The organism is Ferrovibrio sp. (assembly GCF_025869515.1).
In the GTDB taxonomy this organism is placed as follows: Bacteria; Pseudomonadota; Alphaproteobacteria; order Ferrovibrionales; family Ferrovibrionaceae; genus Ferrovibrio.
On sequence record NZ_JAOZVR010000017.1, the window covers coordinates 66,471 to 87,369 of the forward strand.

Sequence of the window (20,899 nt, forward strand, 5' to 3'; positions counted from 1 at the left end):
CCGTCGGTCAGACCAGTCAGTGCGGCGTCTGCGCCGTTGCCGTCTGCGCTGCCACCGTCTGATCCGCTGCGGGCTTGACCGGCGGCTGCGGCCGCGGAAACCGCGCCACGATCTGCTTCAGACCGGCCACCAGTTCGGCGATGCCATCCGGCGTGGCGCGCGCCTGGTCCGCCATGCAGACCAGCCGCAGCACCGACTGATGCGTGGCGATGGCGGCGGCATTGTACAGTCCGGCCGCATGCAGGCGGTAGAGCAGCTCGCACAGGCTGTCGGCCACCTCGGTGACCAGCGCGGCGCCGAAGGTGCCGCCGAGATCGCGGATCTGCATCGCCTGGCCATAGGCCTGCTGCAGCGCCTCGGGGATGCTGCCGGGCAATTCGTCCAGCGTGTGATCCAGCTGCCGCAGCGTGTCGGTCACCCAGGCGAGATAGCGGCCGCGCTCGGCCTGCAGGAAGGCGTCGGCGGCCTTCAGTGCCACGGCGGCGGGCTTGCCGCCCTCGCGCAGCGCCAGCATGGCGAAGCGCGATTTGATCCTGACGATCTCCACCCCGGTTGGCGGCGCGGCATCCTCGCTGCGGCTCATCGCGCGTTCTCAGTGCACTGTGGCCGGCGCGGCGGCGCGCAGCTGCTCGGCCGTCATTGGCGGCACGCCGGCGGCCTGGCCGGGGTCACGTCCCGTGCCGCGGCGGTCGGCATCACCGGTGGGGCCGTCCTTGAAGCGGCGGTCGGGGCCGATATAGCCGGGCGCCAGCACGAAGGGGCGCGGATCTTCGGCGATCCACAGCAGGCGATCATACAGCAGCTTCGGCGAGATCGGTTTGGCCAGCACGAAATTGGCGCCGCAGTCGCGCGCCTGTTCCACATTCTGCGCCTGGGCATGGCTGGTCAGCACGATCACCGGCGTATGGCGGTTCGGATTGTGGCGGTCCTGACGGATGCGCTTCACCAGGTCGAAGCCGTCGAGCTGCGGCAGGTTCCAGTCGCAGATCAGCAGGTCGGTCACGTCGCTGCGGCTGCGCGCCAGTGCCTCGTCGCCGGTGCCGGTCACGGCGATATGCTGGGCGCCGAGCGCGTGCAGGATGCCGTAGAGCAGGGACTGGAAGTAGCTGTTCCCGTCCGCCACCAGGAAGCGGAGGCTGTTGAGATTCAGGGCCGGTTTGGTCATCGCTGTCTCTCTCTGGCCGGGGCAGGGGACGCGTGAGCTGGGGACTCAGGCTTGGCTATCTGAGATAGTATTTACTCAAAAGCGAAAGCAATCGACAAGAGAATATCTGGCTGTGGTTGTATTATTTGCATTGTAATAAACGTTAATTAGTGGGATCGGGCAGAAAAAGCCACGCGTATCCAACCGTTTACGGAGCATGTCGGCAGGCGCGAGGGCCGCCGCGTCACAGCCAGCGGCGGACCCTGGTGCAATAGGCGGTATAGGCCGCGCCGAATCTGGCGGACAGGGCGCGTTCTTCCGGCACGATCTGGAATCGGGTGATGTAGAGCAGGAAGGCCAGCGGCCCGGGCAAGGTCCAGGCATTCGACAGGAAGACCGCCCAGGCCAGCAGGAACAGAAGCAGCGCGAGATACATCGGGTTACGCGTGATCCTGTAGACGCCGGACTGTACCAGAGTCGAGGCCCGCTCGGGATGCAGCGGATTCACGGTGGTTTTCACGCGGCGGAAGGCGAGGTTGCCTGTGAGGCCGAAGCCGGCAGCGACGGCCGCAATCAGGATCGCGGCCGCGATGCGCTCCTCGGCAGGCAGCGCGACCTGTGGGGCGAGAACCGAGATGCCCCACATGGCGGTGGCAACGATCAGTACCACCGCCGGCGGCGGCACCCTGAGTTCCAGCGATTGCAGGGCAGGTGCCATGGCAATCGCCGGGTCCGGCGTGTTTACGCGGCGTCGGCGGCGCGCGAGGCGCGCTTGCGGTCGTTCGGATCGAGCAGCTTCTTGCGGATGCGCACGCTTTTCGGCGTCACTTCCACCAGCTCGTCATCGCCGATGTAGCTGATCGCCTGTTCCAGCGTCATCTTGCGCGGCGGGGTGAGGCGCACGGCCTCGTCCTTGCCCGATGCGCGCATGTTGGTCAGCTGCTTGGCCTTCATCGGATTGACTTCAAGGTCGTTGTCGCGGCTGTTCTCGCCGATGATCATGCCCTCATACACGGGCGTGCCCGGATCGACGAACAGCGTGCCGCGCTCCTCGATATACCACAGCGCATAGGCCACGGTTTCGCCGGTGCCATTGGCAATCAGCACACCATTGCGGCGGCCGGGGATCGGACCGCGATGCGGGCCGTAGCCGTGGAACAGCTTGTTCATGATGCCGGTGCCGCGCGTGTCGGTCAGGAACTCGCCATGATAGCCGATCAGGCCGCGCGACGGGGCATGGAAGGTGATGCGGGTCTTGCCGCCGCCCGAGGGACGCATGTCGCGCAGCTCGGCCTTGCGCAGGCTCATCTTTTCCACGACCACGCCGGTATAGGCGTCGTCGACGTCGACATGCACTTCCTCGATCGGCTCGAGCAGGTTGCCGTCGTCGTCCTTCTGGAACAGCACGCGCGGGCGGCTGATCGACAGCTCGAAGCCCTCGCGGCGCATCACTTCGACCAGCACGCCGAGCTGCAGTTCGCCGCGGCCGGCGACCTGGAAGGCGTCCTTCTCTTCGGTCTCGCGGATATGGATGGCGACGTTGCCCTCGGCTTCGCGCAGCAGGCGGTCGCGGATCACGCGGCTCTGCACCTTGCTGCCTTCCTTGCCGGCGAACGGGGAATTGTTCACCGAGAAGGTCATGGCGAGCGTCGGCGGATCGATCGGATTGGCCGGCACCGGCTCGGTGACGCTGGGTTCGCAGATGGTGTCGGCCACCGTGGTGGTGGTCAGGCCGGCAATGGCGACGATGTCGCCGGCATCGGCTTCTTCCACCGGCACGCGCTCGATGCCGCGGAAGGCCAGCAGCTTGGTGACGCGGCCCACTTCGATCTCGCTGCCGTCGGCGCGCAGGGAATGGATCGGGGTGTTGACCTTCAGCTTGCCCGAATAGATGCGGCCGGTGAGGATGCGGCCGAGGAAGTTGTCGGCTTCCAGCGTGGTGACCAGCATCTTGAACGGCGCATTCTGCTCGGCGATCGGCGCCGGCACATGGCGCACGACCAGGTCGAACAGCGGGGCGAGGTCCTTGCGCGGGCCTTCCAGGCTGTCATCGGCCCAGCCGCTGCGGCCCGAGGCGAACATGCAGGGGAAATCGAGCTGCTCCTCGCTGGCATCCAGCGCGGCGAACAGGTCGAAGACTTCGGAATGCACTTCCACCGGACGGGCGTCCTGGCGGTCGACCTTGTTGATGACCACGATCGGGCGCATGCCGAGGCCGAGCGCCTTGCCGAGCACGAACTTGGTCTGCGGCAGCGGGCCTTCGGCGGCATCCACCAGCAGCACCACGCCATCCACCATCGACAGGATGCGTTCGACTTCACCGCCGAAATCGGCGTGGCCGGGGGTGTCGACGATGTTGACGCGGGTGCCGTGCCACTCGACCGAGGTGCATTTGGCGAGAATGGTGATGCCGCGCTCGCGCTCCAGGTCGTTGCTGTCCATGACGCGCTCGGCGACCTGCTGGTTCTCGCGGAACGAGCCGGACTGGCGCAGCAGGGCGTCGACCAGTGTGGTCTTGCCATGGTCGACGTGGGCGATGATGGCGATATTGCGGATTTCCATGCGGCTTACACAAAAGGCCCGGTCGTCCCATGTTGGGGTGCCGGGCGCGATTCCTTTTAGATTTAGATCGGCTAGGGTTGGCCGGGTATATACGGCCCGCGACCGATTGTTACAAGGGCAGATTTGTTGCGTCGCGGTGACGGGCGCGCAGGGGAGCTATGTGGCGCCGGCCATGGCTGATTAAGCCTTTCGCACCCGCAGCTTAGCCGGGGCAGCGGCTGGCGGCGCCGACTCGGCCGCCGCGGCCGCCACGGTCTGCTCGGCTTCCGCCGCCAGCCAGGCCACGAAGGCGCGCAGCCGCAGGTCGCCCGACAGCGCCGCCGGCCAGCGCGCCAGATGCACCTTGGACGAGGGCAGCGACCATTCCGGCCCGAGCGGCCGGACCAGCCGGCCGTCGCTCAGCGCATCATGCACCAGCAGCGAGCGGCCGAGCGCCACCCCGGCGCCTTCCAGCGCCGCCGCGATCGCCGTGCCGATCTCCTCGAAGCGCAGGCGCGGCTTCGGCTTCGCGGTGATGCCGAGCCGCCTGAACCAGGTGCTCCATTCCCATTCGGCGCCCTGTTTCGCCTCGCCCAGGCTGGTCTCGGCGCTCTTGTAGAGCAGCGGCAGGCTGCCGAGCTGCGCCGCATCGCGCAGCGGCTTTTTCAGGACAGCCGGCGCGCAGACCGGAAACACCTGCTCGCGGAACAGCAGCCGCTGCGTGGAGGCATTGCGCGCCTCGTCCGGCCTGACCCACAGGATGCGCAGGTCGAGATCGCCGCCGCGCGCCTCCGCCTGCGCCCGGGTGGTGAAGATCACCAGCTCGATCTCGATGCCGGGATGCCGGGCCGCGAAAGCCGGCAGGCGGCGCACCAGCCAGTGATGCGCCAGCGCGGCGCCGAGCCCGACGCGCAGCCGTGCCGGCCGGGCGGCGCTGCGGCAGCGTTCGCGCAACCCCGCCATGCCGTCGAAAATCTCGCCCAGCCCCACGGCCAGCGCGGCGCCGGCCGGCGTCGGCACCAGTCCGGCGCGGCGGCGCAGCAGCAGCGCGACGCCGACGAAGCCTTCCAGCCGGCGCAGGCGATGGCTCACCGCGCTCTGCGTGACGCCCAGTTCGGCGGCCGCCGCCGTCATGCTGCCGTGACGCAGCACGGCCTCGAAGGCGACGAGGGAGTCGAAGGGCGGCAGGGGACGCATGCCGGTAGTATGAATTGAATTCATGATAGTGTGAAGCCTTGTCGCTGTCGGCGCGCGCGGCGGCATGCGATGCAGCGTCATGTCCGATCTCGCCCGGCCCGCCGCAGGTTTTGGTTTCAGTCATCCGATGGCCGTGGCCTGGATTCTGGCGCTGTCGGTCAGCCTGGCCAATTTCGATGTCACCGTCGTCGCCGTGGTGTTGCCGGCCATCCGCGACGAACTCGGTTTCTCGATCAGTGCCACCGCCTGGGTGATGGATGCCTACAGCCTGGCCTTTGCCGGCGCGTTGTTCGCCGCCGGCGCGCTGGCCGATCGTTTCGGCCGCCGCCGCATGCTGCTGCTGGGCAATGCCGGCTTCGCGCTCGCGTCGCTGCTCTGCGGTCTGACCTGGGACGGGCCGTCGCTGTGGTTCGCCCGCGCGCTGCAGGGCCTGTGCGCGGCGTTTTATATCACCGGCGGCCTGGCGGCGGTCTCGCTGGCCTATCCCGCTTCGAACAATTCTGCCCGCGCCCGCGCCTTCGGCATCATCGGCGTCACCAGCGGCGCGGCGATGGCGCTGGGCCCCACGCTGGGCGGCCTGGTCGCCGCCGGCTTCGGCTGGCGCTGGGTCTTCCTGATCAACCTGCCGCTCTGCGCCCTGTGCGACTGGGCGGTGCGCCGCGTGATCGCGGAATCGCGCGACGGCGAGGGCCGCGCGCTCGATCTGCCCGGTGTGCTGCTGCTGACGCTGGCGATTGCCCTGCCTGTGCAGGCGCTGCTGCACAGCGACGGCGACTGGCGCTGGCGCTGGGCGGCCACGGTCGCGGGCCTGCTGCTCGGCCTCGCGCTGGTGTGGCAGCAGAAGCGCCGCGCCAGGCCGATGCTGGACCCGATGCTGTTCCGCCGGCGCGAAGCCATCGGCATCGGCTGCCTGCTGCTCACGCTGTCGGTCGGCTACTGGGCCGTGCTGATCTATCTGCCGCTCTATCTGCGTGCGGCCTTCGGTCTCGGCATGGAGCAGGCCGGCCTGGCCATGCTGGCGGCCACCCTGCCGATGCTGGCCCTGCCGCCGGTCGGGGTCTGGGCGACGCAGCGCTATGGCTGGCAGGCGAATTTCACGCTCGGCATGCTGCTGCTCGCCACCGGACTGGCGCTGCTGGCCATGGCCGTGCTGCAGGCGGCGTCGCTCTGGCTTGCGCTGGGCGCCATGCTGCTGATGGCAAGCGGGGCAGGGCTCGGCAATTCGCAGGTGTCAGGCGCCCTGGTGGCGCTGGCGCCGCCGGATCGCGCCGGCATGGCGTCCGCGATGGCCACCACCTTGCGGCAGGCCGGCTTTGCCATCGGCATCGCGCTGCTCGGCGCCATATCGGGCGGCGTCGATTTCGCGGCGGCGTTCGGCGTGGCGGCCGCCGCGGCGGCGCTGGGCGCGGTCGCGGCGGCACTGACGCTGAAGAAAACCCTGCGCTAGGCGGCTCAGACCACGATATTGGCGACCAGGCCGGTCTTCTTGCCGGCGGCGACGCCGTCGGCCAGGCCTTCCTTCATCTTCTTTTCCAGCAGCTCGCGGAATTCGTCCTCGATCTTCTGGCGCTCTTCCTCGCTCATCGCGGCCAGCGACTTCTCGTCCAGGCCCTTGCTTTCGAGGAACTGCTTGCGGATGCGCTCGGGCACCGACAGCTTGGCGTAATCGAGGAATTCCTGCGTGACGTCGCCGGCCTTCGGCGACGCGGCGGCCAGCGCTGCGGCGCCGGCGGCGGCGGCGCTTTCCTTGCTTTCGGCAACCTCGGTCGGCTTGGTGCCATTGGCCTGGTTGACGCCGTAATAGGGGTTGGTGAAGTAGTTGGAAATGGCAGAGGTCATCGTCAGTCCTTACACAACGAGATTGGCGAGCCCGCCGGCGGTTTTGCCGGTCAGCGTGCGCACATGCTCTTCCACTTTCTTGCGGAGATCTTCTTCGAGGCCGGCGCGCTGCTGCGCATCCATGCCGGCCAGCTTTTCGGCGGTCAGGTCGTTTTTCTCGAGCCAGGCCAGCTGCAGCTTCTCGGTCTCGTCCATCTTGGCGAAGTCGAGGAACTGCTGGCGCGTCTCATCGTCGAGCGGGAGCTGCTGCAGCTCGCTGCTGCCGGCGGCCGGCTGCGACGGATCGGGCTGCGCGAAGATGCTGCTGACGGCATCCACCGCCTTGGTCGCTGCCATTCCGCCCAGCATCGCAAGCGGATTGAATCCGCCGATCGCGCCCAGAAGCATGTCGTCCTCCTCATAGCTCTGCCGGGGAGGAAGCAAGCGATATGCCAGAGGCTGCAGGCAGCTTTGTGTAACCGGATGTTGCGGATTACAGCAAAATCACACTGTTACGCAGCATGGTGAATGCGCGTTAACCGGAAAGTTTTGCCGGGTAGAAATGAGGGGGCGGCTAGATTTGCCGCAACAAAAATATTGAGATGTCAGATTTATCGATTACGGGCAGTTCCACAGTCCACCGCATGAACCGATCAAAACGTTCGTCTTGCAGCAGTGCATCAGCCCGTGCAAACAAAATGCGGGCCCCCCATCGCAAGCACTGTGAGGCACAAAATTTCTTGGAGCCCTGTATTGGTTGGAGTTCGGTGGAACATCATGGCGAAGTAGCTTCGCTCCGATTCTTACATAAATCATCCCAGTGTTTTGGCTGGGCGCGGCCCATACATCTTTAGTTTTGTAAAATAATTTCACTGTCGGGTCTGCTTTTGGAATTATGAATGCCTCGGCAGGATTCAATCTTTTCAATTCTCCTTCTATTTCGATCCATTGAAGGCGGTCATCAAAGTGAGGTTCCCCTTGATCATCGACCATAACCATTTTTATCTCCGCTCATGTGATTCGCGTCAGGTAGTGAAAAATTCGAAACAATGTTGGAATGAACAAAATTAACGCGCCCGCGATGAATAGAGTGGCGACGATTGGGCGCGCGATGGGTTTGGAGTAATCATTCAGTGCAATCGCGGATTCAATTAATACCCCTGTTTGCTGGGGTAAGAAATTTAGGTTCTGTACAATTCTAACGGAGTTTACTGAGTCATGGAGAATGCTCTGTTCTAATATGTTTTTGTCGGGATTAGTTGATTCCCGGATCAGATTCAGAACGGTTGGGGTAATGCTGCCTTTCATTGCATGACCGTTGCGAATTGGGTCGACGATGGCGTTTTTCAGCGCAGTGTGATTGTTGATATAGGCTTCGGCACCGAGGGCTTTTTGTTTAATAAACGGCGGGGCAAGAAATAAGTATAGTAACCAAGATGCTAGGATGAGGGCTGCGCCGATCCATATTTGAACAATATTGCCGATAATAAAGGGACTATATTTTATATTTAGTTGAACGAGTGCCCAATCGAAAGTGGGAATTGCAGTGAATAAAAGGCTGGAGATTTTTACAATATTGCTAAAAACGCGGTCCTTGATGAAATACCAATGTGTGCTTGCGTGCAGTTTGAAGCCAAATGCTCTGATCAGATTCCATATCCGCATTTTTGCAACTCAAGTGTTTTTGAGGGTTTAGATCGGTTGTTTATGGGTCCATTTATGATGACTGTCGTAAATTTCATCAGTTGGTTCGATTGAGTGTCAAGAAATACCTTCATGCTGGCCTACGGGCATACAAAGGTAGGTAATCAATATTCGATTAAGGTATGCGGACGCATGCACTACCCCACCAACACCCTGATCTCCGGCGTCACGCTGCGCCAGTCGCCGTCCCAGTAACCGCCGCCCTCGCGGCGCTGCCAGAACTGGCAGGCCAGCACCATGTCCGGTTCGGCATCGGCGCTGCTCCGTAGCGGCAGCAGCAGGCGATAGGTGATGCCATTCACGAAATTGCCTTCGCCGTGGAAGCAAACCTGGCTGCGGGCCGGTGCGTTATTCTCCGTGGCGGTCAATATGCCCGAGGTCGCGGCCGGGATCGAGGCGGTCGCGCACCCGCTGCTTCAGCACCTTCACATCGGGAAAGCCGCCGTCGCGTTTGCGCTCCCAGATCGTCTCGCCGTCACAGGCGATGACGAAGGTGCCGCCGCTGGCCGGAATGAGCGCCACTTCGGCGATATCCTCGGTGAAGGTGGAGAGCAGTTCCTGTGCCATCCAGGCGGCGCGCAGCAGCCACTGGCATTGCGTGCAATAGGTGATGGTGATCCGGGGGCGCGGGCGGACAGGCAGGGTGGAAGCAGGCGGGGCGGCAGCGGGCGTTTCAGTCATGGCGGCAGCCTAACATCTGACTGGGAGAAGTAACGGCCCGACGGGAATATGATTAAAAGCCGTATGTTCTGTTTTTGTTTTACTTTGGCGCCAGTCCGGGGTAGACTGCGGCTGCCCATACCCCCGGAGAATGCCATGACCGCCAGTCCGAACGCGGCAGCAGCCGCCATGCCTGAAGTCGATCTCACTCCGAAACCGGACCCCGCCACGGCCGCCGCCACGGCCACCACCACGGGCGCCGCCTCGGCCACCGGTCGCCGCCGGCCCAAACTGGTCGACTGGCGCCGCGCCGCCCGCCTGCTGGCCGATGGCCAGTCGCCGGAGCAGATCGCCGCCACGCTCGGCATCGAGGAGGCGCATTTCTGGCGCCATCTGCGCAACAGCCTGCGCTTCCAGTTCTATATCCGCCAGGCGCGCGACCGCCGCCTGCTGCTCGGCCGCCTGAAGCTCGAACTGGTGGCCGGCGAGGCCGTGCTGCGCTGCCTGACTGCGGCCGAAGCCCTCGACCCCGACAGCCTGCGCTGGGCGACGGCGCAGGCCGGCCTCGCCGCCGATGCCGACGCGCCGGCGGGCGAGGGCGACCTGATCGCGCAGCTCGGCGCCACCGGACGGAGGAAGAAACCGCAGCCGGCGGTGGTGGCAGACAGCCCGGCTACAGAACCCACGGTCGAAACGAAGCAGAACGAAGCGCCGCGAAGGCCGGCGACGGTCTTGCCGCTGTCTGTGGCGCCCGGCGCGGCGCCCGCCATGGCACCAACAGCCGCCGCCGAGCCGCCCTGGAGCGGCGTGCGCGCCGCTGCCGCCCCGCCGGGTCCATCGGCAGGCTGGCCGGATGAACTGCCAAGGGCTCTGAACGCCCGCCATCTCGGCTAGACCGCGCCGAAACGCCGCTTTACTTCCGCCGGGCACCGCACAAATATGATGATCGTCATATTTGGAGTCCGCCTCCGTGCCTGCCGTCCATCCCGAACCTGCCGTCCATCCCGAACCTGCCGCCCCTCCTGAACATGCACCCGGCCGCAAGGCGGTTTCGCATGACCGCATCCTGCGCGCGGCGGCGCGCGCCATCCGCGCCAAAGGCCCGGACGGTGTCGGCGTCGCCAGCATCATGCAGGCCGCCGGGCTCACCCATGGCGGTTTCTACGCGCATTTCCGCTCGAAGGACGATCTGGTGGCGGCGGCGATCCGCGGCATGTTCGCCGAGGGCAGCGCGCGGTTCGCCAGGCGGGTGGGCGAGGCGCAGGGCATGCCCGCGCTGCGGCTGTGGATCGACAGTTACCTGTCGCCGGCGCATCGCGACGACCGCATGCGCGGCTGCGCCGTCGCCACGCTGAGCGGCGATGCGGCGCGGCTCGACCGCCAGGCCCGCGCCGCCTTCGATGCCGGCATCGAAGGCATCGTCGCGCGCTACATGCGCTACCTGCCCAAAGCCAGGCGCGGCTTCGATCCGCGCGGTTTCGCCCTCGCCCTGGCGACGCAGCTCGCCGGCGCCGTGGCGCTGGCGCGCGCCGTCTCCGACCGCAGATTATCCGATGCCATCCTCGATGCCGCCCGCCGCAGCCTGCATGACCGGCTGGACGGACTGGAAAAGAGCCCGCGATGAATGCCCCAGCCCAGGCCAGCCGCGAACGCCTGCTGACCGCGCCGATCCTGCCCACATTGCTGCGGCTCAGCGCGCCCACCACCGTGGCGATGCTGGTCACCGCGCTGGCGGCGATTGCCGAGACGGTCTATGTCGGCCTGCTCGGCGTGGAGTCGCTGGCCGCCATGGCGCTGGCCTTCCCGATGGTGATGCTGATGCAGATGATGTCGGCCGGTGCCATGGGCGGCGGCGTCTCCTCGGCCATTGCGCGTGCGCTCGGCGCCGGCGACCTGCCGCGCGCCAATACGCTGGCGCTGCATGCGATCATCATTGCCGTGATCGCCGCGGCGCTCTTCGCCGCTTTCTTCTGGCTGCTCGGCCCGGCGATCTACCGCCTGCTCGGTGGTCGTGAGGCGGCATTGTCGCAGGCGGTGCTCTATTCCAACACGGTGTTCAGCGGCGCGCTCTTCATCTGGCTGTTCAACACGCTGTCATCCGTCATGCGCGGCACCGGCAACATGAACGTGCCCTCGGTGCTGGCGCTCGCCGTCGCCGGGCTGCAGATCGCCATCGGCGGCACGCTGGGGCTGGGCCTGGGGCCGGTGCCGTCCTTCGGCATCGTCGGCGTCGGGCTCGGCCAGGTGATCGCCTTCGGCCTCGGCGCGCTCTATCTCTTCCTGCATCTGCGCCGTCCGGACGCCAGGCTGCGGCTCAGCGCGCAGGGCTTCAGAGTCGAACGCGCATTGTTCGTCGACATCCTGCGCGTCGGCGCGCTGGCCTGCCTGTCGTCGCTGCAGACCGTGCTCACCGTGCTGATCTTCACCGGCCTGGTGGCGCGCTTCGGCACCAATGCGCTGGCCGGCTACGGCATCGGCGCGCGACTGGAATTCCTGCTGGTGCCGATCGCCTTCTCGGTCGGCGTCGCCAGCGTGCCGATGGTCGGCATGGCCTTCGGCGCCCGGGATATCGCGCGCGCGCGTCGCGTCGCCTGGACGGCGGGCAGCGTCGCCTTCGTGGCGCTCGGCATCATCGGGCTGGTGGTGATCGTGGCGCCGGACCTGTGGTCGCGGCTGTTCACCGCCGACGCCGCGGTGATTGATGCCGCGCGGCAGTATCTGACGGCGGCCGGCTTCGGCTTCCCGTTTTTCGGCTTTGGCCTCTGCCTGTATTTCGCCTCGCAGGGGGCAGGCAAGGTGCTCGGTCCGGTACTCGGCGGCACCATCCGCCTGGTCCTGGTGGCGCTCGGCGGCTGGTGGCTCACCGTCAGCGGCGCCGAGGTGTGGACGCTGTTCGCGCTCGCCGGCGCCGCCATGGTGGTCTATGGCGTCAGCACCGGTCTGCTGGTGAAGGCGACGCGCTGGGGCTAGGGCGCCTTGGGGGCTGGGGCGCCGGGCCGATCGATCCGGCTACAGCGTCTTGCCCAGCTTGTCCGCCACATCGGCGGGGAAGAAGCCGGCCTCCTGCACCGCCTTGCTCAGTTCGGCCTTCGAGACGCCGAAACGCTCGGTCCAGTATTTCACGTCCTCGTCGTCGCTCAGGTTGACGCGGTCGTGCTTTTTCAGCAGCGCCTCGCGCGTATGGTCGCCGGCCTTGGCCGACGAGCCGCTGCGCTGCGCTGCGCTGCCGGCGGTCGGCTGGGTCATGGCCACCGGATCGCTGGCCGGAAAACTGTCGCGCAAGGCGTCATTGAGCTCCCGGTCCTTGTCGCTGTCGCTGCGCTGCGCGTCCTTGCGCTCTTCGTCGCGCGATTCGGAATCGATCTTGCGGTCTGAAGTCCTGGCGGTCATGGCAGAGTCTCCCTTGCTGTCCTCATACAGAACAGTTGCAGGGGCGATGGGTTCCGCGATTTTGCGCGGAACTAGGAACTATCGGCGTTGCGGATCGTCTTGTTCGGACGCATCGAGCCGAGGCAGATATTCATGAAACTCTTCGAATGCCTGGCCTGCGGCCAGCCGCTCTATTTCGAGAACACCGCCTGCGAAAGCTGCGGCCGTCGGCTCGGATTCCTGCCTGAAAGCGGCGTGCTCAGCGCGCTGGAGCCGCTGACGCGCAGCGATGGCCCAAACGCTGGCACCGAAGTGTGGCAGGCGCTGGCGGCACCGGAACAGCAGTACCGCTTTTGCAGCAATGCCGCGCATGACGCCTGCAACTGGCTGGTGCCGGCCGAAGCCGAAGGTGTGCCGCCCGATCCCGAACCCTATTGCATGGCCTGCGCGCATAACCGCACGGTGCCCGACCTGACGCAGCCGGCGCATCTGGCGCACTGGCGCCGCATCGAAAGCGCCAAGCATCGCCTGTTTCACGGCCTGCTGCGGCTCGACCTGCCGCATGAAACGCGCGACGAAGACCCCGACGAAGGCCTCGCCTTCGATTTCCTCGCCGACCCGCCAGATCCGAAAGCCCCCCGCATCGTCACCGGCCACGACAATGGCCTGATCACTATCAACCTGGTGGAGGCCGAGGATGCCGAGCGCGAGCGCATCCGCGTCGCCATGCACGAACCCTACCGCACGCTGCTCGGACATTTCCGCCACGAGGTCGGGCATTACTACTGGGAGCGGCTGGTGCGCCGCGCCGGCGACAACAGCGCGGCGATGAGCGGTTTCCGCGCGCTGTTCGGTGACGAGCGGCAGGATTACGGCGAGGCGCTGCAGCGTCACTATGACAGCGGCCCGGCATCCGGCTGGCAGGAGGGCTATGTCAGCGCCTATGCCGCCGTGCATCCCTGGGAGGATTTCGCCGAGACCTGGGCGCATTACATGCACATCGTCGACACGCTGGAGACCGCCAATGCCTTCGGCCTGCGCGTCAAGCCGCGCATCAGCCGCGGCGAGGAGCTCGGCGTGCGTGTCGATTTCGATCCCTGTCACGCCGACAGCATCGAGCAGCTGATCGAGGCCTTCCTGCCGGTCACCTTCGCGGTCAACAGCCTGAACCGCGCCATGGGCCAGCAGGATTTCTATCCCTTCGTGCTGAGCGGCGCGGCCATCGGCAAACTCGCATTCATCCACCAGCTCTGCCGCCAGGCGCGCGAGGGCCAGCCGGCGCTGCCGCACAGGGCGATGCCGGCCACTCCACCGCAGCAGGCGAGCCAGCCGCAGGAGACCCTGCTGGCGGTGGCCTCGCAGCTGGCGCTCGATCCGGTTGAGTAAGGCTCAGGCGTCCGGGGCACCGTGATAGTAGAAGGCCGAGAGGATGCGGTCGACCGTGACGCCATCCTCGGCCAGCGGGCAATGGGCGTATTCCACGTCGGCGAAGTTGAAGCGGAAGGGAATGTTCAGCCGGCCGCGCCAGTGCTGCGTCAGTCCGGTCTCCGCCACCTGGCGCCGCACATCGATGATGCGCGGCTGGCTGTCGTCGCTGACCTTGCCCAGGTTGACGCTGCTTTCGATGTAACGATTCATCAGCGGCACCGGGGCGGCGCTCAGCACCACCTCGCCGGCGACGCGCACGAAAAAGCGCATGCCGCCGTCGCTCTGGCGCTCCACCTGCACCAGCACCAGATGGCCGAGCAGATGTGCGATCGCCATCGGATCGAAAGCCGCGCGCGCCGGCAGCCGGTCGCCCGGATGGATGGCGCGCATATGGGTGAGGAAGTCGCGGATAAGCGGGCTGGACGCCGCTGCCAGGGCAGCGTCAATGGCGGCGAGGTTGGGATGCAGGGCCACGCGGATCAGCCGAGGACGGGTTCGAGAGCCTGATAGTGTAATACCGACACGATCTGGTCGACCGTAACGCCATCCTCGGCCAGCGGGCAATGCGCATATTCGATCTCGGCATAGTCCAGCGAGAAGCGCACGCGCGGCTTGCCGCGGTAATAGACCATGCAGCCGGTCTCCACCACGGCATGCCGGGTTTCGATCGGGAAGCGCACGGTGGGTTCGGAGGTATTGGCGATCTCGTCGAGATAGCGGCCGATCAGCGGCATCCGCAGCGCATTCACCACCTCCTCGCCGGCGACGCGGACGCGGAAGCGCGGCAATCCGCCGGCGTCGCGCTCCACATCGGCCAGCACCAGATGCGGCAGCAGGCGCGGGATCGCCATCGGGGAGAAGCTGCTGCGCGCCGGCAGCGCAGCGGCCGGATGGATGCCGGCGTAATAGCGCAGGAAGTCGCGTATGGTTGCGTGCCGCGTCTGGGACAGGGCAGCCCGCAGCGCATCCAGGTTGGCATACGGTTGTGTGGCGACGAGTTGGGCAGGACTGACAGGCATGACGCGCTTTCCGGTCAAAAGAAGGCGCGCTGTCTAACAGGAAATATTGCGTCGCACCATGGCGCCGGTCACAAAGCAGCCCTGCAGAAATTGCGGCCCTGCCATGATTCCAGACAGGGCCGTTATTAATTGAACCTGCAACAAAATCAGGCGGGCAGCGCGGCGCCGCCGGCTTTCACCCGCTGCAGCAGGCGGTCCATGAAGGCCTCGCACAGGCCGATCTGGGCCAGTTCGATGAATTCGTTCGGCTTGTGCGCCTGCTCGATCGAACCGGGCCCGCAGACGATGGTGGGGATGCCGAGTTCGGAGAACAGACCGGCCTCGGTGCCGAAGGAAACCTTCTGCACCCGGTTGGCGCCGGTCAGCGCCTTGGCCAGTTCGACCACGCCGCTGTGGTCATCTGTCGCAAGACCGGGGAATTCGGAAATCTGCGTGAAGCTGAAGCCGCAGGCCGGATCGATCGCTTTCAGTTCCGGCTCCAGCTTGGTCTTCGCATAGGCCACCACCTCGGCGAACAAGGCATCGACATCGTCCTGCGGCAGGTAACGGATCTCCCACAGGAAGCTGCAATCCTTCGGCACGATGTTCAGCGCGGTGCCGCCATTCACCGTGCCGGTATGCAGCGAGGTATAGGGCGGGGCGAATTCCGCATCGAACGGGCCGTGGTCGCGCTTGTTGCGGGCCAGCGACTTGATGAAGGCGATTAGCTCGGCGGCGGCCTCCACCGCATTGGCGCCCATATGGGTCAGCGAGGAATGGCATTCGAAACCGCGCACGTCGACGCGCCAGCTCTTCTTGCCCTTGTGCTGCGCGATCACCTGCATCTCGGTCGGTTCGCCGACGATGCACGCCCTGGGCTTCACCGGCATATCCTTCAGCACCTCGATCAGCCGCTTGGCGCCGAGGCAGCCGACTTCCTCATCGTAGGTGAAGGCATAGTGGATCGGCGTTTCCAGTTTCTGTGCCAGGAATTTCGGCGCATAGGACAGCGCGATGGCGACGAAGCTCTTCATGTCCGAAGTGCCGCGGCCATAGAGCCTGCCGCCCTTCTCGACCACCCTGAAGGGATCGGTATCCCAGTCCTGGCCGTCGATCGGCACCACGTCGGTGTGACCCGACAGCACGATGCCCGGCTTGTCCTGCGGCCCCAGCGTGGCATAGAGGTTGGCTTTCTTGCCGGTGGCATCGTGCACCAGCGTGGCATCGACGCCGAGCGACTTCAGATGGTCGCGGATCCAGTGGATCAGGTCGAGATTGGAATCGCGGCTGACGGTTGGCATTTCGATCAGCTGCCGGATCATGGCGAGGGCTTCAGGGGAGGGCTTGGTCATGGGGATTACCTTTATAACTTAGTGTGTCATGCCCGGACTTGATCCGGGCATCCACGCGTTTTCTTTAACGGCTACGGTGCAAGACGTGGATGGCCGGGTCAAGCCCGGCCATGACAAGAAGGGCGTTAGTTGGACTGCAGGCTCTTGATCTGGCTGTCGAGGTCGTCGGCGATGAAGGCCTGCACAATCTCGTCGATGCCGGCATCGACGGTGAAGCCCATTGCTTTCGCGCGATCCGAGGATGTAGCGCCCGGCCAGCCATCGACAATCTTCTGGATCGCCGCATCCGGCGTCCAGTGGATGCTCCCGATCTTGCGGTTGGCGCCCTTCAGGGCAGGTGTCGCGCGCTCCACCGCTGCCGCCATCTCGCCGGCGGTGACGCGGATGCCGCTGAGCAGCAGCGCGCGATCCTTGCCGAATTTGTCCGCCGGCAGGTCATGCGCGCGAATGAAGGCATCCACCGTGCGGCGCGGCGACAGGCAGGCCATCGGCGAGTCCGGCCGCACCGGGCAGATCGCATCGACGCCCGAGAGCGGCTCGCGGATCATCGAGCTGGCCCAGGTGGAGGCGGCCTTGTTCGGCTTGCCCGGCCGCACCATGATGGTGGGCAGGCGGATGCTGCGGCCATCAACGAAGCCCTTGCGGCTGTAGTCATTGATCAGCAGTTCGCCGCTCAGTTTCTGCACGCCGTAGGAGGTGGTCGGCCGCTGCGCGGTCTCGTCGGTCACCGTCTTGGGCAGCGCGTCGCCGCCATAGACGGCGACAGAGGAGGCGAACACCAGGCGCGGCGTGTGCATGGTGATGGCGCGGCAGGCCTCCAGCACATGACGGGTGCCTTCCAGATTGACGCGATAGCCGCCTTCGAAATCGGCCTCGGCGCCGGACGAGACGATGGCGGCGAGATGAAAGACGGAGTGGGTGTTATGGCCGATCAGGCGCAACACATCGCCATGATCGCCAATATCGCCGGCCATGGTGACGATGCGTTCGTCCTGCGGGCCGCTTGCGGCGACAGTGTCGAACAGGGTGATGCGGGAGATCGGTTCCGGCTGGTTGCCGGGTCCGATCAGGCTGCCACGCTTGAGCAGTTCGGCGGCGAGTTTCTGGCCGATGAAACCGGCCCCGCCGGTGATGACAACATTGAGCATGGACGCCCCCAGGGGTTTTCCGGGAAAGCGTCCACGCTAACCAGCCTGTTGTCCTGAGACAAGCGGTGCCGGGCTTAGTTCCGCGGCGGCGGGGGCGGCGGCGCATCGCCGCGCATATGCGGCGGACCACCCATTGGTCCGTCCATCGGACCGCCGGGCGGGCCAGGCGGGCCGCGACGCAGCATGCGCGCGGCAAATTCCCTGCGCTGGTCCGGGGTCATGGCATCGGCCGCGGCGAGCAGGCCGGCCTGCATGCCGGCCTGCAACTGGTCGAGCCGCTGGCGATGCTCGGCCAGCACGGCGGCGAGGCGATTGTGGTCGTAGGGTTCGGCGCCGAGCGCGGCGCCGAGGTCGCGGCGCATCTGGTTATGCGAAATGGCGCCGCCCTTGCGGCCATCCTCGAAAGCGTGGCGGAAAGCTTTGGCGGCATTGTCGGGCAGCTTGCGGGCGACCTGGTCCTCGATCTGCCAGCCGCGCCGCTCGGCCAGCTCGCGGTATTTGAAGAAGCGCACGGCGCCGAAACTGGCGAAGCCGATGTTGAGCGCGACCGAGGCGATCAGGCCGATGGCAAGCCAGCGGTTGAGACGCGATTTCGGCGCGGCGGAGGCGGGGGGCGGCGTAACGGTGTCGGACATGATTATTCCTCGGTGAGGAGAAGCGGTGCGGCTGATGCTATCTGCACGGTGACCAGGTCGGTCTCCTGCGCATCGAACTGACCGATATTGGCGAAGCCGGCGCTGACGCCGATGGCCAGCGCGAGCGCCAGCGCGGCGAATTGCGGCAGGCTGCGGCCCGTGGGGAACAGCAGGGCCACGGCTTCCAGCACCTGAACGCGCCAGCCGGCGCCGGGCTGTGACTGCGCGGCGGGGAGGGCTGCCACCTGGGCCAGCACGCGCTGGCGCAGGGCATCGCTCGGCTCAATTCCGGGCAAGGGAGCGCGCAGCAGCAGCGCATCCACCATGGCGGCGCGGCGCTGCGCTTCGCGCGCTTCCGGCTGAACGGACAGCAGGGTCGTGGCGGCGGCCTGTTCGGATTGCGGCCAATGATCGAGATCGGCGCCGTAGGCATCGAGCAGGTCGATGAAACGTTCGAGATTCATGGCATCACTCCCAAAACGTCATTCACGGGGGCCGAGCGTCGCGCGCAGATCGTCGCGCAGCGCGCGCTTGGCGCGGATCAGCAGGGATTCCAGGGCACCGATGCTGATATCCAGCGCCCTGGCCGCATCGATGTTGCTTTCGCCTTCCCAGAAACAGAGCAGGATGGCGGCGCGCTGGCGCTCGGGCAGCTTCTGCAGCGCCTGTGCGACATGATCGCCGGTCTCGGTTGCGAGATGGGCCTCATACGGCGTGGCGCGGTCTTCGTCGATCGGTTCGGGCTGGTCGTCGAGCGCGGCCATGCCCGGTTTGCGCTTGCGGTCGATGCACAGGTTGACCACCACGCGATTCAGCCAGGTCTTGAAACTGGCGCCGCCATCGGCGCGCCAGCGCGCGGCATGCTGCCAGACGCGCAGGAAGGCCTCCTGCGCCACTTCCTCGGCATCGCCGCGATTGAACAGCACGCGATAGGCCACGGTGACGGCATGGCGCAGGTATTTATCGACCAGCAGGCGATAGGCCGCATGGTCGCCACGGGCAACCCGGTGCATCAGGGCAGTGTCGATGTCGCTCATGCGGTCAGCGGCTGGGCGGGGCTCCAGGCGCGCCAGGACGGTGGCCTGGGCGAGAGAGGCGAACATGCGGCGATGTCCTGCTCATGGTTGGTGTCTGTAGTCCTATACGGTGCCATGGCGGGATTCCTGCGCCGGAAAAACGGCGGAATTCAGGCCGCAAGCACAGGCAGGCCCGGATCACGCCCGGTTCATGCCCTGGTGGCGGCTTCCAGCGCCTTCAGTTCCTCGGTCAGACGGGCGATCTCGGCGCCCACCGCAGCGGCCATGTCGGGCTGGTCCCAGTCGCGATACTGGCCCTGTCGGTAGGCCAGCGCGTTGCGATAGTAGAGCCAGGCATTGAGACGGCAGCGCACATAATTGTTCTGCGTCTTGATCACTTTGCCCGGGCTGCCCACCACCACGGAATTGTCGGGGATCACGGTGCCTTCCTTGAGGAAGGTATGGCCGCCGATAATGCAGTTACTGCCGATCACGCAGCCATCCATGATGGTGGAGCCGATGCCGATCAGGCAGTTGTCGCCGATGGTGCAGCCATGGATGGTGCAGTGATGGGTGATCGAGTTATGGGCGCCGATATAGGTGCCGGTCTGGCTGCCCACATGCAGCATGGAGAAATCCTGGATATTGGTATAGGCGCCGACCACGATCTCGTAATTCTCGGCGCGCATGGCGACGTTGATCCAGACCGAGCTGCCCTGTTCGAGCCGCACCTTGCCGTAGATCTGTGCCGTTTCATGGATATAGGCGGGGTCGTTCAGCACCACGTCGGGGCCATGCACGGGCATCGTGTCCTCCAGTTTCTGCAGGACGACCTTAACCAACAGACGGGAACGGAAAAAGGCGCGGCCGATTACGCCGCGACGGCCTCGTCGGCCTCAACGGTCGCGCCGCCGGCCTTCTTGTAGGCCAGCAGGCCGCCGTCGAGATGCAGCAGGTCGGTAATGCCCTGATCGGCCAGCGTCTGCAGCGCGATGCCCGAGCGCTTGCCGGTCAGGCATTGCAGCACACGGCGTCGGCCGGCGGCTTCCGGCAACTGGGCGGCATCGAGGCCGGACAGCGGCAGCAGCACGGCACCCGCGATATGCTCGTCGGCATATTCGTCGGGTTCCCGCACATCGATCAGCACGGCTTCGCCGGCGGCGAGCCAGCCGCGCACAACCTCGGCAGTCACCGAGGCAGGCGTGATATGGGCGGAGGCGGACGTCTGAGTGGACATGGTGCTGATATAGGATTTCCTAGTGTGGAATGCAAATAAATTGTCATTCCTATATGTAATATCAGATTTTCACAAAAATAATTGCTAAATAGAAAGGGCCTCCCAAGTCGGGAGGCCCTGATTAACCCACAGTACGGAAAGGCTTACTTGGTCGCGTCCTTCAGATAGGCGATCAGGTCGGCGACTTCGCTTTCCTTCTTGATGCCCGGGAAGACCATCTTGTTGCCGGGAATGTAGGCCTTCGGATCGGCGATGTATTCGCTGATGGTCTTTTCATCCCAGGCCACGGCCTTGGCTTTCATGGCGTCGGAATACTTGAAACCATCCGCGGTGCCCGACTTGCGGCCGAACACGCCTTTCAGGCTGGGGCCGACACCATTCTTGCCGGCTTCCAGCTGATGGCAGGCGCGGCATTTGGCAAAGGCTTTCTTGCCCTGTTCCGGATCGCCGGCCGCCTGGGCGCCGCTCATGGCGAGACTGACGGTGAGAAGGGCGAGGGCAGACAAAAGGACTCGCGACATCGGGGGCTCCTGGATGGACGAAAAATTGAGGTGTCGGGCTGGTCGGACCGGGTTTGCGGCAGGATCGGATGACCCGGCTTGCAAAAAATAGCACAGCGACTCGCGAGGACAACAGCGGCGCCTTGTCGCAT

The 20,899-nt window shown here is 65.5% G+C and carries 27 protein-coding genes; 5 read left to right on the top strand and 22 right to left on the bottom strand.

What is annotated here, in order from left to right:
* Window positions 1-16: 16 nt before the first annotated feature.
* From OJJ21_RS03585 to OJJ21_RS03605, 5 genes are all read right to left on the bottom strand, one after another.
* Window positions 17-583 (bottom strand): hypothetical protein, encoded by a 567-nt coding sequence (locus OJJ21_RS03585; protein WP_297683227.1) that lies wholly within the window; start codon window positions 581-583, stop codon window positions 17-19.
* A 9-nt stretch (window positions 584-592) separates the two neighbouring features.
* Window positions 593-1,165: a response regulator gene (locus OJJ21_RS03590; protein WP_297683228.1), complete on the bottom strand. Its 573-nt coding sequence runs from the start codon at window positions 1,163-1,165 to the stop codon at window positions 593-595.
* A gap of 223 nt (window positions 1,166-1,388) precedes the next feature.
* Window positions 1,389-1,862 carry an isoprenylcysteine carboxylmethyltransferase family protein gene (locus tag OJJ21_RS03595; RefSeq protein ID WP_297683230.1) on the bottom strand — a complete coding sequence of 158 codons (474 nt, stop codon included), beginning with the start codon at window positions 1,860-1,862 and terminating at the stop codon, window positions 1,389-1,391.
* A 23-nt stretch (window positions 1,863-1,885) separates the two neighbouring features.
* Window positions 1,886-3,706, bottom strand: coding sequence for a translational GTPase TypA (gene typA, locus OJJ21_RS03600; protein WP_297683232.1), 1,821 nt, complete (start codon window positions 3,704-3,706; stop codon window positions 1,886-1,888).
* A 180-nt stretch (window positions 3,707-3,886) separates the two neighbouring features.
* Window positions 3,887-4,906 carry a LysR substrate-binding domain-containing protein gene (locus OJJ21_RS03605; RefSeq protein WP_297683234.1) on the bottom strand — a complete coding sequence of 340 codons (1,020 nt, stop codon included), beginning with the start codon at window positions 4,904-4,906 and terminating at the stop codon, window positions 3,887-3,889.
* A 55-nt stretch (window positions 4,907-4,961) separates the two neighbouring features.
* Here OJJ21_RS03605 and OJJ21_RS03610 point away from each other — a divergent pair, with 55 nt between their 5' ends.
* Window positions 4,962-6,329, top strand: a complete 1,368-nt coding sequence (locus OJJ21_RS03610; protein WP_297683236.1) for an MFS transporter — start codon at window positions 4,962-4,964, stop codon at window positions 6,327-6,329.
* A 5-nt stretch (window positions 6,330-6,334) separates the two neighbouring features.
* Here OJJ21_RS03610 and OJJ21_RS03615 read toward each other — a convergent pair whose 3' ends face one another.
* From OJJ21_RS03615 to OJJ21_RS03640, 6 genes are all read right to left on the bottom strand, one after another.
* Window positions 6,335-6,721, bottom strand: coding sequence for a hypothetical protein (locus OJJ21_RS03615; RefSeq protein ID WP_297683238.1), 387 nt, complete (start codon window positions 6,719-6,721; stop codon window positions 6,335-6,337).
* A 9-nt stretch (window positions 6,722-6,730) separates the two neighbouring features.
* Window positions 6,731-7,108, bottom strand: coding sequence for a hypothetical protein (locus tag OJJ21_RS03620; protein ID WP_297683240.1), 378 nt, complete (start codon window positions 7,106-7,108; stop codon window positions 6,731-6,733).
* 210 nt (window positions 7,109-7,318) lie between these two features.
* Window positions 7,319-7,699 (bottom strand): hypothetical protein, encoded by a 381-nt coding sequence (locus OJJ21_RS03625; RefSeq protein ID WP_297683242.1) that lies wholly within the window; start codon window positions 7,697-7,699, stop codon window positions 7,319-7,321.
* A 12-nt stretch (window positions 7,700-7,711) separates the two neighbouring features.
* A complete protein-coding gene (locus tag OJJ21_RS03630; RefSeq protein ID WP_297683244.1) occupies window positions 7,712-8,365 on the bottom strand; it encodes a hypothetical protein in 654 nt (217 codons plus the stop codon).
* A gap of 176 nt (window positions 8,366-8,541) precedes the next feature.
* A complete protein-coding gene (locus OJJ21_RS03635) occupies window positions 8,542-8,706 on the bottom strand; it encodes a hypothetical protein (RefSeq protein WP_297683246.1) in 165 nt (54 codons plus the stop codon).
* 46 nt (window positions 8,707-8,752) lie between these two features.
* On the bottom strand, window positions 8,753-9,085 hold the full coding sequence (locus OJJ21_RS03640) for a SelT/SelW/SelH family protein (protein ID WP_297683248.1): 333 nt from the start codon (window positions 9,083-9,085) through the stop codon (window positions 8,753-8,755).
* Window positions 9,086-9,220: 135 nt separating this feature from the next.
* Here OJJ21_RS03640 and OJJ21_RS03645 point away from each other — a divergent pair, with 135 nt between their 5' ends.
* The 3 genes from OJJ21_RS03645 to OJJ21_RS03655 all read left to right on the top strand — a co-directional run bounded on the left by OJJ21_RS03645 (window position 9,221) and on the right by OJJ21_RS03655 (window position 12,034).
* On the top strand, window positions 9,221-9,958 hold the full coding sequence (locus OJJ21_RS03645; RefSeq protein ID WP_297683250.1) for a hypothetical protein: 738 nt from the start codon (window positions 9,221-9,223) through the stop codon (window positions 9,956-9,958).
* A 76-nt stretch (window positions 9,959-10,034) separates the two neighbouring features.
* On the top strand, window positions 10,035-10,688 hold the full coding sequence (locus tag OJJ21_RS03650) for a TetR/AcrR family transcriptional regulator (RefSeq protein ID WP_297683252.1): 654 nt from the start codon (window positions 10,035-10,037) through the stop codon (window positions 10,686-10,688).
* Window positions 10,685-12,034, top strand: a complete 1,350-nt coding sequence (locus OJJ21_RS03655) for an MATE family efflux transporter (RefSeq protein WP_297683254.1) — start codon at window positions 10,685-10,687, stop codon at window positions 12,032-12,034. The genes OJJ21_RS03650 and OJJ21_RS03655 overlap by 4 nt, the downstream gene beginning before the upstream one ends.
* A 39-nt stretch (window positions 12,035-12,073) precedes the next feature.
* Here OJJ21_RS03655 and OJJ21_RS03660 read toward each other — a convergent pair whose 3' ends face one another.
* Window positions 12,074-12,454, bottom strand: coding sequence for a DUF3606 domain-containing protein (locus OJJ21_RS03660; RefSeq protein ID WP_297683256.1), 381 nt, complete (start codon window positions 12,452-12,454; stop codon window positions 12,074-12,076).
* 132 nt (window positions 12,455-12,586) lie between these two features.
* Between OJJ21_RS03660 and OJJ21_RS03665 the strand changes: the two genes are divergently transcribed.
* Window positions 12,587-13,819, top strand: a complete 1,233-nt coding sequence (locus OJJ21_RS03665; RefSeq protein ID WP_297683258.1) for a putative zinc-binding peptidase — start codon at window positions 12,587-12,589, stop codon at window positions 13,817-13,819.
* 3 nt (window positions 13,820-13,822) lie between these two features.
* Here OJJ21_RS03665 and OJJ21_RS03670 read toward each other — a convergent pair whose 3' ends face one another.
* The 10 genes from OJJ21_RS03670 to OJJ21_RS03715 all read right to left on the bottom strand — a co-directional run bounded on the left by OJJ21_RS03670 (window position 13,823) and on the right by OJJ21_RS03715 (window position 20,768).
* A complete protein-coding gene (locus OJJ21_RS03670) occupies window positions 13,823-14,335 on the bottom strand; it encodes a hypothetical protein (protein WP_297683260.1) in 513 nt (170 codons plus the stop codon).
* Between the two features lie 5 nt (window positions 14,336-14,340).
* A complete protein-coding gene (locus OJJ21_RS03675; RefSeq protein ID WP_297683262.1) occupies window positions 14,341-14,880 on the bottom strand; it encodes a hypothetical protein in 540 nt (179 codons plus the stop codon).
* Window positions 14,881-15,026: 146 nt separating this feature from the next.
* Complete coding sequence (argE, locus tag OJJ21_RS03680) at window positions 15,027-16,211, bottom strand: acetylornithine deacetylase (RefSeq protein WP_297683264.1); 1,185 nt, start codon at window positions 16,209-16,211, stop codon at window positions 15,027-15,029.
* A gap of 125 nt (window positions 16,212-16,336) precedes the next feature.
* Window positions 16,337-17,359 carry a D-erythronate dehydrogenase gene (gene denD / locus OJJ21_RS03685; RefSeq protein ID WP_297683266.1) on the bottom strand — a complete coding sequence of 341 codons (1,023 nt, stop codon included), beginning with the start codon at window positions 17,357-17,359 and terminating at the stop codon, window positions 16,337-16,339.
* Between the two features lie 74 nt (window positions 17,360-17,433).
* Entirely contained in the window at window positions 17,434-17,994 is a 561-nt protein-coding gene (locus OJJ21_RS03690; RefSeq protein ID WP_297683268.1) for a periplasmic heavy metal sensor, read from the bottom strand.
* A 2-nt stretch (window positions 17,995-17,996) separates the two neighbouring features.
* Window positions 17,997-18,458 carry a hypothetical protein gene (locus OJJ21_RS03695; RefSeq protein ID WP_297683270.1) on the bottom strand — a complete coding sequence of 154 codons (462 nt, stop codon included), beginning with the start codon at window positions 18,456-18,458 and terminating at the stop codon, window positions 17,997-17,999.
* An 18-nt stretch (window positions 18,459-18,476) separates the two neighbouring features.
* Window positions 18,477-19,097: an RNA polymerase sigma factor gene (locus OJJ21_RS03700; RefSeq protein WP_297683272.1), complete on the bottom strand. Its 621-nt coding sequence runs from the start codon at window positions 19,095-19,097 to the stop codon at window positions 18,477-18,479.
* 122 nt (window positions 19,098-19,219) lie between these two features.
* Entirely contained in the window at window positions 19,220-19,816 is a 597-nt protein-coding gene (locus tag OJJ21_RS03705; RefSeq protein ID WP_297683274.1) for a gamma carbonic anhydrase family protein, read from the bottom strand.
* 65 nt (window positions 19,817-19,881) lie between these two features.
* On the bottom strand, window positions 19,882-20,247 hold the full coding sequence (locus OJJ21_RS03710) for a rhodanese-like domain-containing protein (protein WP_297683276.1): 366 nt from the start codon (window positions 20,245-20,247) through the stop codon (window positions 19,882-19,884).
* A gap of 143 nt (window positions 20,248-20,390) precedes the next feature.
* The gene (locus OJJ21_RS03715) at window positions 20,391-20,768 is read right to left on the bottom strand and encodes a cytochrome c family protein (protein ID WP_297683278.1); all 378 of its coding nucleotides are present in this window, start codon (window positions 20,766-20,768) and stop codon (window positions 20,391-20,393) included.
* Window positions 20,769-20,899 lie beyond the last annotated feature (131 nt).

Excerpts from the sequence above, each read along its gene's own strand:
- OJJ21_RS03585 (WP_297683227.1), bottom strand. The coding sequence starts at position 583 with ATGAGCCGCAGCGAGGATGCCGCGCCGCCAACCGGGGTGGAGATCGTC.
- OJJ21_RS03590 (WP_297683228.1), bottom strand. The coding sequence starts at position 1,165 with ATGACCAAACCGGCCCTGAATCTCAACAGCCTCCGCTTCCTGGTGGCG.
- OJJ21_RS03595 (WP_297683230.1), bottom strand. The coding sequence starts at position 1,862 with ATGGCACCTGCCCTGCAATCGCTGGAACTCAGGGTGCCGCCGCCGGCG.
- typA (WP_297683232.1), bottom strand. The coding sequence starts at position 3,706 with ATGGAAATCCGCAATATCGCCATCATCGCCCACGTCGACCATGGCAAG.
- OJJ21_RS03605 (WP_297683234.1), bottom strand. The coding sequence starts at position 4,906 with ATGAATTCAATTCATACTACCGGCATGCGTCCCCTGCCGCCCTTCGAC.
- OJJ21_RS03610 (WP_297683236.1), top strand. The coding sequence starts at position 4,962 with ATGTCCGATCTCGCCCGGCCCGCCGCAGGTTTTGGTTTCAGTCATCCG.
- OJJ21_RS03615 (WP_297683238.1), bottom strand. The coding sequence starts at position 6,721 with ATGACCTCTGCCATTTCCAACTACTTCACCAACCCCTATTACGGCGTC.
- OJJ21_RS03620 (WP_297683240.1), bottom strand. The coding sequence starts at position 7,108 with ATGCTTCTGGGCGCGATCGGCGGATTCAATCCGCTTGCGATGCTGGGC.
- OJJ21_RS03625 (WP_297683242.1), bottom strand. The coding sequence starts at position 7,699 with ATGGTTATGGTCGATGATCAAGGGGAACCTCACTTTGATGACCGCCTT.
- OJJ21_RS03630 (WP_297683244.1), bottom strand. The coding sequence starts at position 8,365 with ATGCGGATATGGAATCTGATCAGAGCATTTGGCTTCAAACTGCACGCA.
- OJJ21_RS03640 (WP_297683248.1), bottom strand. The coding sequence starts at position 9,085 with ATGACTGAAACGCCCGCTGCCGCCCCGCCTGCTTCCACCCTGCCTGTC.
- OJJ21_RS03645 (WP_297683250.1), top strand. The coding sequence starts at position 9,221 with ATGACCGCCAGTCCGAACGCGGCAGCAGCCGCCATGCCTGAAGTCGAT.
- OJJ21_RS03655 (WP_297683254.1), top strand. The coding sequence starts at position 10,685 with ATGAATGCCCCAGCCCAGGCCAGCCGCGAACGCCTGCTGACCGCGCCG.
- OJJ21_RS03660 (WP_297683256.1), bottom strand. The coding sequence starts at position 12,454 with ATGACCGCCAGGACTTCAGACCGCAAGATCGATTCCGAATCGCGCGAC.
- OJJ21_RS03665 (WP_297683258.1), top strand. The coding sequence starts at position 12,587 with ATGAAACTCTTCGAATGCCTGGCCTGCGGCCAGCCGCTCTATTTCGAG.
- OJJ21_RS03675 (WP_297683262.1), bottom strand. The coding sequence starts at position 14,880 with ATGCCTGTCAGTCCTGCCCAACTCGTCGCCACACAACCGTATGCCAAC.
- argE (WP_297683264.1), bottom strand. The coding sequence starts at position 16,211 with ATGACCAAGCCCTCCCCTGAAGCCCTCGCCATGATCCGGCAGCTGATC.
- denD (WP_297683266.1), bottom strand. The coding sequence starts at position 17,359 with ATGCTCAATGTTGTCATCACCGGCGGGGCCGGTTTCATCGGCCAGAAA.
- OJJ21_RS03690 (WP_297683268.1), bottom strand. The coding sequence starts at position 17,994 with ATGTCCGACACCGTTACGCCGCCCCCCGCCTCCGCCGCGCCGAAATCG.
- OJJ21_RS03695 (WP_297683270.1), bottom strand. The coding sequence starts at position 18,458 with ATGAATCTCGAACGTTTCATCGACCTGCTCGATGCCTACGGCGCCGAT.
- OJJ21_RS03700 (WP_297683272.1), bottom strand. The coding sequence starts at position 19,097 with ATGTTCGCCTCTCTCGCCCAGGCCACCGTCCTGGCGCGCCTGGAGCCC.
- OJJ21_RS03705 (WP_297683274.1), bottom strand. The coding sequence starts at position 19,816 with ATGCCCGTGCATGGCCCCGACGTGGTGCTGAACGACCCCGCCTATATC.
- OJJ21_RS03710 (WP_297683276.1), bottom strand. The coding sequence starts at position 20,247 with ATGTCCACTCAGACGTCCGCCTCCGCCCATATCACGCCTGCCTCGGTG.
- OJJ21_RS03715 (WP_297683278.1), bottom strand. The coding sequence starts at position 20,768 with ATGTCGCGAGTCCTTTTGTCTGCCCTCGCCCTTCTCACCGTCAGTCTC.